Annotated in this window: 12 protein-coding genes and 4 pseudogenes; 10 read left to right on the top strand and 6 right to left on the bottom strand. The window is 67.4% G+C overall.

Features of this window, described 5'->3' with window-relative positions; all coding sequences use genetic code 11:
• Nucleotides 1–12 precede the first annotated feature (12 nt).
• The 4 genes and pseudogenes from EPN51_RS22325 to gatB all read left to right on the top strand — a co-directional run bounded on the left by EPN51_RS22325 (nucleotide 13) and on the right by gatB (nucleotide 3,680).
• Nucleotides 13–318 (top strand): hypothetical protein, encoded by a 306-nt coding sequence (locus EPN51_RS22325; RefSeq protein ID WP_366509469.1) that lies wholly within the window; start codon nucleotides 13–15, stop codon nucleotides 316–318.
• Nucleotides 319–427: 109 nt separating this feature from the next.
• A pseudogene (locus tag EPN51_RS22320) lies at nucleotides 428–867 on the top strand (6-phosphofructokinase); the annotation flags it as partial.
• A gap of 130 nt (nucleotides 868–997) precedes the next feature.
• Entirely contained in the window at nucleotides 998–2,158 is a 1,161-nt protein-coding gene (locus EPN51_RS22315; RefSeq protein WP_293047024.1) for a MinD/ParA family protein, read from the top strand.
• Between the two features lie 10 nt (nucleotides 2,159–2,168).
• Complete coding sequence (gene gatB, locus EPN51_RS22310; RefSeq protein WP_293047022.1) at nucleotides 2,169–3,680, top strand: Asp-tRNA(Asn)/Glu-tRNA(Gln) amidotransferase subunit GatB; 1,512 nt, start codon at nucleotides 2,169–2,171, stop codon at nucleotides 3,678–3,680.
• A 3-nt stretch (nucleotides 3,681–3,683) separates the two neighbouring features.
• On the opposite strand, the gene EPN51_RS22305 is transcribed toward gatB, so the two are convergent.
• Entirely contained in the window at nucleotides 3,684–4,814 is a 1,131-nt protein-coding gene (locus EPN51_RS22305) for a PQQ-dependent sugar dehydrogenase (protein ID WP_293047020.1), read from the bottom strand.
• 252 nt (nucleotides 4,815–5,066) lie between these two features.
• Here EPN51_RS22305 and EPN51_RS22300 point away from each other — a divergent pair, with 252 nt between their 5' ends.
• Nucleotides 5,067–5,927 (top strand): DoxX family protein, encoded by an 861-nt coding sequence (locus EPN51_RS22300; protein WP_293047018.1) that lies wholly within the window; start codon nucleotides 5,067–5,069, stop codon nucleotides 5,925–5,927.
• Nucleotides 5,928–5,940: 13 nt separating this feature from the next.
• Here EPN51_RS22300 and EPN51_RS22295 read toward each other — a convergent pair whose 3' ends face one another.
• Complete coding sequence (locus tag EPN51_RS22295) at nucleotides 5,941–6,300, bottom strand: PH domain-containing protein (protein WP_293047267.1); 360 nt, start codon at nucleotides 6,298–6,300, stop codon at nucleotides 5,941–5,943.
• Nucleotides 6,301–6,648: 348 nt separating this feature from the next.
• Here EPN51_RS22295 and EPN51_RS22290 point away from each other — a divergent pair, with 348 nt between their 5' ends.
• From EPN51_RS22290 to ilvC, 3 genes are all read left to right on the top strand, one after another.
• Nucleotides 6,649–8,505 (top strand): acetolactate synthase large subunit, encoded by a 1,857-nt coding sequence (locus tag EPN51_RS22290; RefSeq protein WP_293047016.1) that lies wholly within the window; start codon nucleotides 6,649–6,651, stop codon nucleotides 8,503–8,505.
• Entirely contained in the window at nucleotides 8,505–9,011 is a 507-nt protein-coding gene (ilvN, locus tag EPN51_RS22285; RefSeq protein ID WP_293047014.1) for an acetolactate synthase small subunit, read from the top strand. The genes EPN51_RS22290 and ilvN overlap by 1 nt, the downstream gene beginning before the upstream one ends.
• A 62-nt stretch (nucleotides 9,012–9,073) precedes the next feature.
• Nucleotides 9,074–10,075, top strand: coding sequence for a ketol-acid reductoisomerase (ilvC, locus tag EPN51_RS22280; RefSeq protein ID WP_293047265.1), 1,002 nt, complete (start codon nucleotides 9,074–9,076; stop codon nucleotides 10,073–10,075).
• A 74-nt stretch (nucleotides 10,076–10,149) separates the two neighbouring features.
• Here ilvC and wrbA read toward each other — a convergent pair whose 3' ends face one another.
• Together wrbA and EPN51_RS22270 are read right to left on the bottom strand one after the other, a co-directional pair.
• Nucleotides 10,150–10,752 carry an NAD(P)H:quinone oxidoreductase gene (gene wrbA, locus EPN51_RS22275; protein ID WP_293047012.1) on the bottom strand — a complete coding sequence of 201 codons (603 nt, stop codon included), beginning with the start codon at nucleotides 10,750–10,752 and terminating at the stop codon, nucleotides 10,150–10,152.
• Nucleotides 10,753–10,771: 19 nt separating this feature from the next.
• Nucleotides 10,772–10,888 (bottom strand): annotated as a pseudogene (locus tag EPN51_RS22270) (FAD-dependent oxidoreductase); the annotation flags it as partial.
• Nucleotides 10,889–10,917: 29 nt separating this feature from the next.
• Here EPN51_RS22270 and serA point away from each other — a divergent pair.
• Both serA and EPN51_RS22260 read left to right on the top strand, forming a co-directional pair.
• Nucleotides 10,918–12,504 carry a phosphoglycerate dehydrogenase gene (gene serA / locus EPN51_RS22265; protein WP_293047010.1) on the top strand — a complete coding sequence of 529 codons (1,587 nt, stop codon included), beginning with the start codon at nucleotides 10,918–10,920 and terminating at the stop codon, nucleotides 12,502–12,504.
• 34 nt (nucleotides 12,505–12,538) lie between these two features.
• Nucleotides 12,539–13,549 (top strand): 3-isopropylmalate dehydrogenase, encoded by a 1,011-nt coding sequence (locus EPN51_RS22260; RefSeq protein ID WP_293047008.1) that lies wholly within the window; start codon nucleotides 12,539–12,541, stop codon nucleotides 13,547–13,549.
• Nucleotides 13,550–13,682: 133 nt separating this feature from the next.
• On the opposite strand, the pseudogene EPN51_RS22255 reads toward EPN51_RS22260, so the two are convergent.
• Nucleotides 13,683–14,753 (bottom strand): annotated as a pseudogene (locus EPN51_RS22255) (MFS transporter); the annotation flags it as partial.
• A 138-nt stretch (nucleotides 14,754–14,891) separates the two neighbouring features.
• Nucleotides 14,892–15,019: pseudogene (locus EPN51_RS22250) on the bottom strand (hypothetical protein); the annotation flags it as partial.

The following is a 15,019-nucleotide window of genomic DNA, read 5'->3' as shown; positions in this document are numbered from 1 at the left end:
AAACGTGCTGCGGTGGAGGGCCCGGTGATCGGTGCGGGGGTGGTGTCTGCGGAAGTCGGCACGGCGGGCTCGCTGGGGTCGTTGTCGGTGCCGTCGAGCTGGGCAATGAGCGCACCCCAGACCGGGGCGATGGCGGGTTGGTCATCGACTGCCCGCCCTAACACCACCGCGCAGGTCGCCGCGGATGGGCCACATGGACACACATTCGGACAGGGGCTGATAGCAATGATGAACGGGTGCGGCGCAACGACTTGCGCCACTGAGAACAACACAGCCGAAAAAGGCGGCAACGACGCGAAATGCGGCGATAAGGCATAAGCGCACGTAACCGCTAGTTAGTCGTCAAAACATTTTCGATTCCGCGCAACCACTATTCGATCGTGTTGGTTGACTGCCCCAAGGCGCTAAATTCGGTTGCGATGGAGGAGATGTCGAGGAAGTCTGCCGGCTCGTCAAACGCCGCTTCCAGCGCGGAGATTCGCACTTCATCTGCGTGGTCGCCGAGGGTGCCAAACCCGTCCCCGGCTCGATTGCGTTGCGGGAAGGCGGGATTGACGAATTCGGCCATGAGAAATTCACCGGTGTGGCCGCCCAGCTGGGCGCCGAAGTGGAGAAGCGTATCAACAAGGATGTCCGGGTGACCGTGCTGGGCCACGTCCAGCGCGGTGGCACGCCGACGGCCTACGACCGGGTGCTGGCCACCCGGTTCGGCGTGAACGCCGCCGACGCGGCGCATGCCGGCGAATACGGCCAGATGGTGTCGCTGCGCGGCCAGGATATCGGCCGGGTGCCGCTGGCAGACGCGGTACGCCAGCTCAAGTTGGTGCCCGACAGCCGCTTGACGACGCCGCCGCGTTCTTCGGGTAGGCCCGGCCGGGCAAACATCCGGTGGCTCGGAGTCAACCGCGGCCTGAACTTGCCGGCAAATGGCTGATGTGGTGGGCGATCACCGGATCTTGTGGTTTCCGAACCCGTACAAAGCGGCTATACCCGGGGTATGCGCAACCGTGGTGCGAGTCGCGGAGTCGTCCGCCAATCCGTGGGATCGGCGGGGCCGCCCGGCCCACCGCACCACGACCCGCGCCCACCCGGGTGGGACGCCGGCGTCGACCCGGCGGGCACCACGGTGCCGCAACCCCACGGTCCCGGTCGTCGGCCGCCCGGACCGTCTCAGCCCCCGCCACCGGGGCCGCCGCAGCGGGTGCCGCCACCGCCTCCCCCCGCGCCGCCGCTGGGCGAGACGGCGCTGGACCGCTTCGACCAGCACGACGCCGACTCCGCCAGGCTCAACTGGCGAGGGCTGATCCATCGCGTTACCGGGATCGATCTGGGCCCCGGCAAAGACACCGCCTACGAAAATGAGCTGCGGGATCGCATCCGCGCGGCCGTGGGAGGTGCCTTTCCCATCGCCGTCCTCAACCTCAAAGGTGGCGTCGGCAAGACCGCGGTGGTCGAGGCCCTCGGCTCGACCTTCGCCGCCGTGCGCAACGACCGAGTGCTCGCCCTCGACATCGACGCGGGGGACCTGGCGGAGCGCCACGGCCGCCATAACCCGCACAGCATGGCCGACCTTCTCGACGGCAACCCGGCGACGCAATATGAGGACATCCGGGCGCTGACCTACATGAACGGTTTCGGGCTGGAAGTGCTCGGATTGCCGGAATACGCACGCACCGACTGGCGGCTGGAGCGCCGTGATGTGCTGCGGGCTTTCTCGATGCTGAGAAATCAGTATTCGGTGGTGCTGGTCGATTGCGTCAAGGCGCTCAATTCCAGTGTGATGGAGGCTGTTCTGCCGGAGTCGCGGGCCCTTGTGGTGGTCACGAGCACCTCCATCGATGCGATACGCAAGACCCAGACGACCCTGGAGTGGCTGTGCCACAACGGGTATCAACGACTGATGATGTCGACCGTGCTCGCCGTCAACCACATCGAGCCGGCCAAGGTGGAAGGTGTGGCCGTCACGGAGCTCGACCGCTTGTCCGCCCGGGTCGCCGCCACGGTGGTGCTGCCCTTCGACCGGCACGTGCACCAGGGCCGCAAGATCGCGCTGGACCGAATGAGCAAGGAGAGCCGGCGCAGCTACCTGGAGATGGCCGCCGTGCTGGCCGGGATGTTCCCGGGCCGGGGAGGAGAGCGCGACCGCCCCCACCATTAGGATCGAGCGCATGAGTGTTGCCGCCAGCGCCGATCTTATGGAGTACGACGACGTCATCGCGCGTTTTGATCCGGTACTCGGCCTCGAGGTACACGTCGAGCTGTCCACCGTCACCAAGATGTTCTGCGGCTGCACCACCGTATTCGGCGCGGAACCCAACACCCAGGTGTGCCCGGTGTGCCTGGGGCTGCCCGGCTCGCTGCCGGTGCTCAACCGGACCGCAGTGGAGTCGGCCATCCGGATCGGGCTGGCGCTGAATTGCGAGATCGTGCCGTGGTGCCGCTTCGCCCGGAAGAACTACTTCTACCCGGACATGCCGAAGAACTACCAGATTTCGCAGTACGACGAGCCCATCGCCGTCAACGGTTACCTCGAGGCGCCACTGGAAGATGGCACCACCTGGCGGGTCGAGATCGAGCGCGCGCACATGGAGGAGGACACCGGCAAGCTCACCCACATCGGCAGTGAGACCGGCCGCATTCATGGCGCGACGACGTCGTTGATCGACTACAACCGCGCCGGTGTGCCCTTGATAGAGATCGTCACCAAGCCCATCGTCGGGGCCGGGGACCGGGCCCCGACGATCGCCCGGGCGTATGTGACGGCATTACGGGACCTGTTGCGCGGCTTGGATGTATCCGATGTCCGGATGGACCAGGGTTCCATGCGCTGTGACACCAACGTGTCCCTGAAGCCGACCGGCAGGGCCGAGTTCGGAACCCGTACCGAAACCAAGAACGTCAACTCGCTGAAAAGCGTTGAGGTGGCCGTGCGTTACGAAATGCAGCGCCAGGCCGCTGTCCTGGCCTCGGGCGGCCAGATCACCCAGGAAACCAGGCACTTTCACGAGGCGGGCCACACCAGCCCGGGGCGCGTCAAAGAGACCGCTGAGGATTACCGCTACTTCCCCGAGCCCGATCTGGAACCCGTCGCGCCCAGCCGCGAACTGGTCGAGCGGCTGCGGCAGACGATCCCCGAGCTGCCGTGGCTGAGCCGCAAGCGCATTCAGGAAGAGTGGGGAATCTCCGACGAGGTGATGCGCGACCTGGTCAACGCCGGCGCGATCGAATTGGTCACTGCCACCGTCGAACAGGGCGCGTCCAGCGAACAGGCGCGCGCCTGGTGGGGAAATTTCCTGATGCAGAAGGCCAACGAGGCCAACGTCGCGCTGGATGAGCTGGCCATCACGCCCGCGCAGGTTGCCGCGGTGGTGGCGTTGGTCGACGAGGGCAAGCTGTCCACCAAACTGGCGCGCCAGGTCGTCGAGGGTGTGCTGGCCGGGGAGGGCGAACCCGAGGCGGTCATGACCGCCCGCGGGCTGGCGCTGGTGCGTGACGACTCCGTCACCCAGGCCGCCGTCGACGAGGCGCTGTCCGCCAATCCCGATGTGGCAGAAAAGATTCGGGGCGGCAAGGTGGCCGCGGCGGGCGCGATCGTCGGGGCGGTGATGAAGGCCACCCGCGGGCAGGCCGACGCCGCGCGGGTGCGCGAACTGGTCCTGGCCTCCTGCGGCCAGGGCTAGCCGTTAGGTCTTGTCGTCGCTGTTGCGCGGGAATCCGCCGCCCTGCGGGAAGAGCGGAAACACGACGTCGTCAAGCTTCTCGGCGTCACCCGCCGTCTTGTTAACGGTTGCGCCCCAGACGTTTCCATCGGGTGACATGCGCAGTGCCCAGGCGTGCGCGTGGGTGTCCTTGCGCACGACGTCGGGTTCACCGGTGACCGCGCCGGTGGTCGGCGCCAGCCGGAGGGCAACCGTCAGCTTGGTGTTGATCAGGTTGACCAGCACGGTACCGTCCATTGCCGCGCATCCGGCCACGCCGGGTTTGTCCGGCCAGGTCCACACCGTGGTGACGTCCGAGGTTTTGGTGATGCGCTGCAACCGATCCGCCGTCGGGGTCCGGTCGGCGACATACAGTGAGCCGTCGACCGGGTCGATGCACAGGCCGCCCCCCGAACCCACGCCGGACAGCGCCGTGGTGGGTGGCGCCTGATTGAGGGTGGTCGGCTGCTCGATGCGCAGCACCTTGCCGGCCAGCGATTTGGGATCGGCGGCCATCGCCGGATTGCCCGCGTCGCCGGTCAGCACGACCAGTGTGGTGGGGCTGGTGAAGACCAGCGCCCCGGTGTTGCCGGTGGCGCCCTTGGGGATTCCGGTCAGGATGTCCTTCGGGATGTCGCCGTCGGCGATCCGGATGACCCGGTTGTCGGTCGGCGTGCTGACGTAGGCGTACATCAGGCGGTCCTGCGTGTAGGTGGGTGACATCACGATGTCCATCAACCCGCCATCCCCGGACGGGTCGACCGGGATGACCATCTTCACCTTCGGCTCGGCGCTGACCGAGATCTCCTTGACCGCGCCGGTGGTGCGCTCGGCGACCAGAGCGGTTTTGCTGTCGGGGCCCATGATCAGGCCGCTGGTGCTCTCCAGGCAGCCCTGCATCACCCCGGGAGCGGGGCAGGCCTTGGGGAATGGGGTGGGCGGCAGCGGTGGCGGCGGGGGAGGCGTCGAGCTGGGCTGCGGCTTCAATTCCGGGGCGGTGGTGAACGGTTGCGATTGCGTGTCGTTGAAGCGCGCGCACCCGCTCGTCACCAGCGCGAGGGCACACAGCGCGGCGAGCCCGCGTCGAACCGACCGCCCCGATCGCCCTAGTCGCATGACCGTCAGGCTACGGACACCGCCGGCGCCGCCGCCACACACGTCCCGCTTGCCCGCCGCCGAAAACTCGACCGGGGCCACTTCCCGTCCGGGGCCCGGCGGGCCCGGGATGTCCGTTGCGGGCCTCCCGAACCGGCGCGCGGGCCGATTTGGGACCGATCCGGGCGTGTTCGGCGCGCAAACCACCGATTGCCTGGCGAAAGCGCCGCTCAAATCCCCAATTCGGGGCCAACTGCCCTTACCCTGACACCCGTGACCAGTCAACCGAATGACGCAGATTGGCAGCGCCCCGGAGAATCCCCGGAGTCGGCCCCGGGACGCCCGGCCTCGGCGCGCCTGGTTGATCCCGAAGACGATCTGACGCCGGTCGGATACCCCGGCGACTTCAACCCGTCCACGGGGACCACCACCGTCATCCCCTACGGCGCCGCCGCGGCGATGGCCGGCTCCGGTGCCGCAGCGTACAACCTGCTCGAGCACCAGGAGCCCCTGCCCTATGTCCAGCCGCATGCGGTCGCCCGGCACGCGGCGCCGGAGTCCGCGGAGGTCGACGAGGACGAACGCGACGACCGGTTGCACGACGTCGGGCGGCGCGGAACGCAGCATCTGGGATTGCTGGTGTTGCGGGTCGGGCTCGGAGTGGTGCTCGGCGCCCACGGGCTGCAGAAGCTGTTCGGCTGGTGGGGCGGCTCGGGGGTGACCGGATTCAGGAACTCACTGTCCGACGTCGGCTACCAGCACGCCGACATCCTCGCCTACGTGAGCGCCGGTGGTGAGCTCGTGGCGGGTGTGCTGCTGGTGCTGGGCTTGTTCACGCCGGTGGCCGCGGCCGGTGCGCTCGCGTTCCTGATCAATGGCCTGCTGGCGACCGTCTCGGTGCGGCCGCACACACACAACTTCTCGTTCTTCCTGCCCGAGGGGCACGAATACCAGATCACCCTCATCGCCATGGCCGCCGCGGTCATCTTGTGCGGGCCCGGCCGCTACGGTCTCGATGCGCGCCGGGGCTGGGCTCATCGACCCTTCATCGGGTCCTTCGTCGCCCTGCTGGCCGGCATCGCCGCCGGCGTCGGGGTATGGGCGGCGCTCAACGGCGTGAACCCGATCGGCTGAACCCGGGACCCCTTCACCGGTAGGGGTTGGGAATCCGCCCCGAGCTGGCTTCGGTCAGCTCCGGCAGCGTCGAGAAGGTGACCGCCGGCAATCGCAGCTCGGCGCCGCTCTTGAGGTGCGCGCGCGCCCAGGAACCGCGGTGGAAACGCAGCCCGTCGATGTCGTCCCAGCGCACCGTCTGGCTGCCCAGCAGGGTCCGAACGGTGACGCCGCGGTCGTCGGCCACGGTGCGTAACCGGATGATCATCGCCGACAGCACCACCGGGAGGATCAGCAGTGGTGCGGACGGCGGCCACAACAGCACCGGGATCAGCAACCCCAAGACCAAGAATCCGACGGCCAGGTGCGCGACGGGGGACACCCTGATCACCAGAGGTGTGTGAGAAGACGGACCGGTAGCCACCCGACCATCATTTCACCCGGCACGCCAGGTCAATTCCTCGAGCGCCCTCGCGGTGGCGTAGCGCCCGACCCACCTGGTGACCGGGTGCCGACGGTGACGGATTTGACTGCTGAGCTGTGCGAAGACTACCGTCGGACGCTATGGATACCGCCGGAAAGCCCGGGATGCTCGTAGTAATTAGGCGCGTTGGTGCCTGACTTGCCCGTCAGCATTTGAAGCAATCCAGCACCAACGCGCAACCCTCGTGCAGCAGATGAGCTGTCGGGGGTTTTTTGTTGCCCCCGCGAGACTCCCAGAGTGAATAAGGACTGATCGACAGTGAGCGCTCCCACCAGGCCGCCCGCACCCGACACACCGGGCGCCGCCGACGCGGCGACCCCGGCCCCGAGGTCTGCCAACGGCAAGCCGAAACGCATTGGGCCCGAGCAACTTACCGGCGCGCAGTCGGTGATCCGTTCGCTGGAGGAACTCGACGTCGAGGTGATCTTCGGCATTCCCGGCGGCGCGGTGCTGCCGGTCTATGACCCGCTGTTCGACTCGAAGAAGCTGCGCCACGTGCTGGTCCGCCATGAGCAGGGCGCCGGCCACGCCGCCAGCGGCTACGCGCACGCCACCGGCAGGGTCGGTGTCTGCATGGCGACGTCCGGCCCCGGAGCCACCAACCTGGTCACCGCCCTGGCCGACGCCCAGATGGACTCGATACCCGTTGTCGCCGTCACCGGCCAGGTCGGGCGCGCGCTGATCGGCACCGACGCCTTCCAGGAAGCCGACATCTCGGGCATCACGATGCCGATCACCAAGCACAACTTCCTGGTCCGCTCCGGTAACGAGATCCCGCAGGTGCTCGCCGAGGCATTCCACATCGCCTCCTCGGGCCGCCCCGGCGCCGTGCTGGTGGATATCCCCAAGGACGTGCTGCAGGGCCAGTGCACGTTCAGCTGGCCGCCGCGCATCGATCTGCCCGGATACAAGCCGAACACCAAGCCGCACAACCGGCAGATCCGTGAGGCCGCCAAGCTGATCGCGGCCGCCCGCAAACCGGTGCTGTACGTGGGCGGTGGCGTGATCCGCGGGGATGCGACCGAGGAGCTGCGCGAGCTGGCCGAGTTGACCGGCATCCCGGTGGTGACCACCCTGATGGCGCGCGGCGCATTCCCGGACAGCCATCGTCAGCACATGGGCATGCCCGGCATGCACGGCACCGTCGCCGCGGTGGGGGCGCTGCAGCGCAGCGACCTGCTGATCGCGCTGGGAACCCGCTTCGATGACCGGGTGACCGGGAAGCTCGACACGTTCGCGCCGGAAGCCAAGGTCATCCACGCCGATATCGACCCGGCCGAGATCGGCAAGAACCGCCATGCCGACGTGCCGATCGTCGGCGACGTCAAGGCCGTCATCGTCGAGCTGCTCGAGACGCTGCGGCACGACGGGGTGCCCGGCAAGATCGATATGACCGAGTGGTGGGCCTACCTGGAAGAAGTTCGGTCCACCTATCCGTTGAGCTACGGGCCGCAGAGCGACGGCAGCCTCGGCCCGGAGTACGTCATCGAGAAGCTGGGTCAGATCGCCGGCCCGGACGCCGTGTATGTCGCCGGCGTCGGCCAGCACCAGATGTGGGCGGCTCAATTCATCTCCTACGAGAAGCCGCGCACCTGGCTCAACTCCGGCGGCCTGGGCACCATGGGGTTTGCCGTTCCGGCCGCGATGGGCGCCAAGATGGGCCGCCCGGACGCGGAGGTGTGGGCGATCGACGGCGACGGCTGTTTCCAGATGACCAACCAGGAATTGGCCACCTGCGCGGTCGAAGGCGTGCCGATCAAGGTGGCCCTGATCAACAACGGCAACCTGGGCATGGTCCGCCAGTGGCAGACGCTGTTCTACCAAGAGCGCTACTCGCAAACGGATCTGGCCACGCATTCGCATCGCATCCCGGACTTCGTGAAGCTGGCCGAGGCGCTGGGCTGCGTCGGATTGCGTTGCGAGCGTGAGGAAGACGTCGCCGACGTGATCAATGCGGCGCGGGCGATCAACGACCGTCCGGTGGTGATCGACTTCATCGTCGGCGCGGATGCGCAGGTGTGGCCGATGGTGGCCGCCGGCACCAGCAATGACGAGATTCAGGCGGCCCGCGGGATCCGCCCGCTGTTCGACGACGAGAGTGAAGGGCACGCCTGATGAGTCCGCAAACCCACACGCTCTCGGTGCTGGTCGAAGACAAACCCGGTGTGCTCGCCCGCGTGGCGGCGCTGTTCTCGCGGCGCGGCTTCAACATCGAGTCGCTGGCGGTCGGCGCGACCGAGCAGAAGGACATGTCGCGGATGACCATCGTGGTCTCCGCCGAGGAGACCCCGCTCGAACAGATCACCAAGCAGCTCAACAAGCTGATCAATGTCATCAAGATCGTCGAACTGGACGACGACAACTCGGTGTCGCGGGAATTGGCGTTGATCAAGGTGCGCGCCGACGCCGGAATCCGCAGTCAGGTGATCGAAGCGGTGAACCTGTTCCGCGCCAAGGTGATTGACGTCTCACCCGAAGCGCTGACGATCGAGGCCACGGGCGACCGCGGCAAGATCGAGGCATTACTGCGGGTCCTGGAGCCGTTCGGTATCCGTGAACTCGTTCAATCGGGAGTGGTGTCGTTGTCCCGCGGTCCGCGCGGAATCGGCACGGCCAAGTAAGTTTTCAGTGCAAACGAGAAGGAGATAGTGAAGTGGCTAACCCGTCTGGGGAGACATTGCCGATGTTCTACGACGACGATGCGGACCTGACCGTCATCCAGGGTCGCAAAGTCGGGGTCATCGGATACGGCAGCCAAGGGCACGCGCACTCGCTGAGCCTGCGCGACTCCGGCGTGCAGGTGAAGGTGGGGCTGCAGGAGGGGTCGAAGTCCCGCGCCAAGGTTTCCGAGCAGGGCCTGGACGTCGACACCCCGGCCGAGGTCGCCAAGTGGGCCGACGTCATCATGCTGCTGGCGCCCGACACCGCGCAGGCCGACATCTTCAAGAACGACATCGAGCCCAACCTGAAGCCCGGTGACGCTTTGTTTTTCGGTCACGGGCTCAACATCCACTTCGACCTGATCAAACCGCCAGCCGACGTCACCGTCGCGATGGTCGCCCCCAAGGGCCCCGGCCATCTGGTGCGCCGGCAGTTCGTCGACGGCAAGGGTGTGCCGTGTCTGATCGCCGTCGACCAGGACCCGACCGGGAACGGCGAGGCGCTGGCGCTGTCGTACGCCAAGGCCATCGGCGGCACCCGGGCCGGCGTCATCAAGACCACCTTCAAGGACGAGACCGAAACCGACCTCTTCGGTGAGCAGGCCGTCTTGTGCGGTGGCACAGAGGAACTGGTGAAGACCGGTTTCGACGTGATGGTCGAGGCGGGCTACCCGCCGGAGATGGCGTACTTCGAGGTGCTGCACGAACTCAAGCTGATCGTCGACCTGATGTATGAGGGTGGCATCGCCCGGATGAACTACTCGGTGTCCGACACCGCCGAGTTCGGCGGGTACCTGTCGGGGCCGCGCGTCATCGACGCCGGCACCAAGGAGCGGATGCGTGAGATCCTGCGTGACATCCAGAACGGTGACTTCGTCAAGAAGCTGGTCGCCAACGTCGAGGGCGGCAACAAACAGCTCGAGCAGCTGCGCAAGGAGAACGCCGAGCACCCCATCGAGGTCACCGGCAAGAAGCTGCGCGACCTGATGAGCTGGGTCGACCGGCCGATCACCGAGACGGCATAGCTCCTTCGCGCCGAACGTGTACTCAGGGCGAACTTTCCGCGGCATTGTCAAGTGGTGAGTGCACGTTCGGTGGCTCAGGACGCCGCGAGGCGCTCCGCCGTGGCGACCACCCGGCGGGCCAGGTGCTCCAGCGCGTTTTCGGTGGGCTCGTCGAATTCGGTGATGTTGTCGTGGGTGCTGACCAGGCTGACCCCGTACGGATTGCCGTCGACGAATTTGCACGGATCCGTATATCCCGGGGGCACGATGATGCCGCCGAAATGCATCAGCGTGATGTACAGCGAGACCAGGGTGGTTTCCTGACCGCCGTGCACGGTGTTGGACGACGTGAACGCCGCATACACCTTGTCGGCGAGCTTGCCTTGCGCCCACAGCCCGCCCAGCGAGTCGAGGAACGTGCGCAATTGCGCTGCCGGACAGCCGAACCGAGTCGGTGAGCCGAAGATCACCGCGTCGGCCCAGACGATGTCGTCACCGGTTGCCGCCGGAAGATCCTTCGTCGCCTCATAGTTCGCCGTCCAGGCCGGATTGTGGGCGAACGATTCGGCGTCATGGGTTTCGGCGACGTGGCGCAGGCGGACTTCGGCCCCCGCCGACTCGGCCGCGGCGGCGACGCGCCGCGCCATCGTGGTGCCATGGCCGGTGGCCGAATAATAGATGATCGCAAGTTTGGTCACGACGTCATCGTAGGTCCCGAGTGCGGGCCCCAAAGGCCGGTTGAGCCTCGGCGACCTGCACTTTCAGGCCGGCCCGGGCGCAGACGATCGCAGCGGTCAACCCGCTGAGGCCGCCGCCGACGACGGTGACGTCGACGCCTCAATGGCAGCCGATAGGCTGGCCGGGTGAATCTGCCTGTGGTACTCATTGCCGACAAACTCTCCGAATCAACCGTCGCGGCCCTGGGCGACCAGGTCGAGGTGCGCTGGGTGGACGGGCCCGACCGGGAGAAGCTGCTGGCGGCCGTGCCGGAGGCCGACGCGCTGCTGGTGCGCTCGGCCACCACCGTCGACGCCGAGGTGCTGGCAGCGGCGACCAAGCTGAAGATCGTCGCCCGCGCCGGGGTGGGCCTGGACAACGTCGACGTGAACGCCGCCACCGAGCGCGGTGTGCTGGTGGTCAACGCGCCGACGTCGAACATTCACAGCGCCGCCGAACACGCGATCGCGCTGCTGCTGGCCGCGGCCCGCCAGATCACCGTGGCCGACGCCTCGCTGCATGCCCACGAGTGGAAGCGCTCGTCGTTCTCCGGCACGGAGATCTTCGGGCATACCGTCGGGGTGGTGGGGCTGGGCCGGATCGGGCAACTGGTCGCCCAGCGGCTGGCCGCTTTCGGCGCCCACGTCATTGCCTACGACCCGTACGTGGTGCCGGCGCGGGCCGCTCAGCTGGGTATCGAGCTGCTGTCCCTCGACGACCTGCTGGGCCGCGCCGACTTCATCTCGGTGCATCTGCCCAAAACACCCGAGACAGCGGGCCTTATCGGCAAGGAGACGCTGGCCAAGACCAAACCGGGCGTCATCATCGTCAACGCCGCCCGCGGCGGCCTGGTGGACGAGGCGGCGCTGGCCGAAGCCATCACCAGCGGCCACGTCCGGGCCGCCGGTATCGATGTGTTCGCCACCGAGCCGTGCACCGACAGCCCGCTGTTCGACCTGTCGCAGGTGGTGGTCACACCGCATCTGGGCGCATCCACCGAGGAGGCGCAGGACCGGGCCGGCACCGACGTCGCGGCAAGCGTGAAGCTCGCCCTGGCCGGGGAATTCGTTCCCGACGCCGTCAACGTCGGCGGCGGGGCGGTCAACGAAGAGGTGGCGCCGTGGCTGGATCTGGTGCGCAAGCTCGGCGTGCTGGCCGCCACGCTGTCCGACGGCCCGCCGGTGTCGCTGTCGGTGCAGGTGCGCGGCGAGCTGGCCTCCGAAGATGTTGGGGTGCTGAAACTTTCGGCTCTACGCGGGTTGTTCTCGGCCGTCGTCGAGGGTCCGGTGACGTTCGTCAACGCGCCGGCGCTGGCCGAGGAACGCGGCATCACCGCCGAAATCAGCACGGCTTCGGAAAGCCCCAGCCACCGTAGTGTGGTCGACGTGCGTGCCGTCGGTGCGGACGGCACGGTCGTCAACGTCGCGGGCACGCTGACCGAGCCGCAACTGGTCGAAAAGATCGTCCAGATCAACGGCCGCAACTTCGACCTGCGCGCCCAGGGCATCAACCTGGTGATCAACTACGCCGACCAGCCGGGCGCGCTGGGCAAGATCGGCACGCTGCTGGGCTCGGCTGGGGTGAATATCCAAGCCGCGCAACTCTCCGAGGACGCCGAGGGCCCGGGTGCGACGATCCTGCTGCGGCTGGACCGAGACGTGCCGGGCGAGGTGCGCTCGGAAATCGGCGCAGCCGTCGGCGCCAACAAGCTTGAGGTGGTTGATCTCTCGTGACCGCAGAGCAACGCGATGAGGAGGAGCGACGCCGATGAAGCTGGCGGTGATCGAGGGCGACGGTATCGGGCCGGAAGTCGTGTCCGAGGCCGTCAAAGTCTTGGATGCGGTGCTGCCCGGCGTGGAGAAGACCAGCTACGACCTGGGTGCGCGACGCTACCACGCCACCGGTGAGCTCCTACCGGACTCGGTGGTCGACGAGTTGCGGGCGCATGACGCCATCCTGCTCGGGGCCATCGGTGACCCGTCGGTGCCCAGCGGGGTACTGGAGCGAGGTTTGTTGCTGCGCCTGCGTTTCGAGCTGGATCATCACATCAACTTGCGGCCCGGCCGCCTGTATCCGGGAGTGAACAGCCCACTGGCCGGCAATCCCGAGATCGACTTCGTGGTGGTGCGCGAGGGGACGGAAGGTCCCTACACCGGCACCGGCGGCGCCATCCGCGTCGGGACGCCCAACGAAGTCGCCACCGAGGTAAGCCAGAACACCGCTTTCGGTGTGCGCCGCGTGGTCGCCGACGCGTTCGAGCGCGCTCGGCGGCGCCGAAAGCACCTGACACTGGTGCACAAAACCAACGTGTTGACCTTCGCCGGCAGGTTGTGGTCGCGCATCGTGGCCGAGGTCGGCCAGGACTATCCGGACGTCGAGGTGGCGTATCAACACATCGACGCGGCCACCATCTTCATGGTCACCGACCCGGGCCGCTTCGATGTGATCGTCACCGACAACCTGTTCGGCGACATCATCACCGACCTCTCAGCGGCGGTATGTGGCGGAATTGGCTTGGCCGCCAGTGGAAATATCGACGCCACCCGGGCCAATCCCTCGATGTTCGAGCCCGTTCACGGTAGCGCGCCGGATATCGCCGGGCAGGGCATCGCGGATCCGACGGCGGCGATCATGTCGGTGGCGTTGCTGCTCGCCCATCTCGGTGAGGACGCTGCCGCCGCCCGGGTGGACCGTGCCGTCGAGCGGCATCTGGCGACGCGTGGGAACGGACGGCTCGCCACCAGCGAAGTCGGCGAACGGATTGCCGCCGGGCTTTAGTCTCCAAGCCGGGCGGGAGCAACCGCGTCGGCACCAGCGGCATCGCCGCCAGCGGGAACAAAGCGCACAGCAGCCATGCCGATGGATATTTCGCGGCCGAAATCAAGGCACCGAACAGCGGGGGGCCGGCGGCCGCCATCATGCGCTGGGTGGTGTTCTGGATGCCCAGGGCGCGTCCGCTCCAGTAAGGCCCGGCGAATTCGGTGATGGCAGTGGCCTCCAGCCCGTTGTCGAGCACTGCGATCACCGCGACGGCGACCATGAGCCACGCCTGCCACCGCGAATTCGAGTAATCGGCCCACGCCAGCAAGAGAAGCGCCAACACGGCGGCGGCCGCGAGGTAGCGGACGGGCCGCATCCGTGAGCCGAGCCGATCGGACAAGCGGCCCACGGCGACCCGGCCGAGCGCGCCCAGCAGCTGTGAAAGCGTGACCAACCCGCCGGCGGCCGCAACCGACCAGTGCAGGTTCCTGATCAGCCATACCAGCATGAACGTCACCGTCACCGTCTGGGGCATCATCATCAGGCCCGCCACCGCATGAATCCGCCACAGCGTCAACGACCTTCGATACGGGCTGGCGAGTTCCTGATGGCTTGCACTCGCGCGCGGTTTCCGCGGCGGATCGACGATTCCGACCACGCTCGCTATCGCCCCGACCGTGCATGCCAGCGCGGTGAATTTGAGTCCGTTCTGCGGTCCGTGTTCGGCGAGCTCGGGAATCACCATGGCGCCCACGGCGATTCCCAGCGGTTGCGCGGTCTGGCGGATACCCATGGCAAGACCGCGCTGGTGGGGCGGAAACCAGGAGGACACCAGCCGCCCGCCCGCAGTGTTGCAACTGGCGGCGGCCATACCACCGAAAAACAGATACATGGCGATCAGCACCATCGAATGCGCCGACGCCGCAGCGTAGGCCGCTCCCGCGGTCAGTGCCGAGCCCGTGGCCATCACCACCCGTTCGCCCACCCGGTCCAGTACATAGCCCCACAGCACCAGCGTCACCACCATGCCCCAGCTGGGCATCGAGGCCAGCAGACCGGCTTCGTCCAGCCGGATGCCGCGTGAGGCTTGCAGCGACGGGATCAAAAACGCGACGCCGTTGATGAAGAGGAACGAACTTGCCGTTGTCAGCAGCGAAACGACCATGATCCACCAGCGCACGCCCTCGCCGATTTCGGGCGTAGCGGCCGGGTCGGTCTGCATTCCCCATGCTTGCATACCGCCGGGAAATTTCGTGGTAGGACTTGTGCCGCTACCGGTGAATGCCTGGCTTCCTGCTCGGGCAGTTTCGGTCCGCCGCGCCCGGCTGCGCCGCGCTCGCGACCGTCACGGGGTCTGATGGTGACGGTCCGCCGCGCCCGGCTGCGCCGCGCTCGCGACCGTCACGGGGTCTGATGGTGACGGCCCGCCGCGCCCGGCTGCGCCGCGCTCGCGACCGTCACGGGGTCTGATGGTGACGGCCCGCCGCG

Source organism: Mycobacterium sp. (assembly GCF_004298145.1).
In the GTDB taxonomy this organism is placed as follows: Bacteria; Actinomycetota; Actinomycetes; order Mycobacteriales; family Mycobacteriaceae; genus Mycobacterium.
The sequence above is the reverse complement of the archived record's forward strand: the minus strand, read 5'-3'. Positions and strand labels throughout refer to the sequence as shown.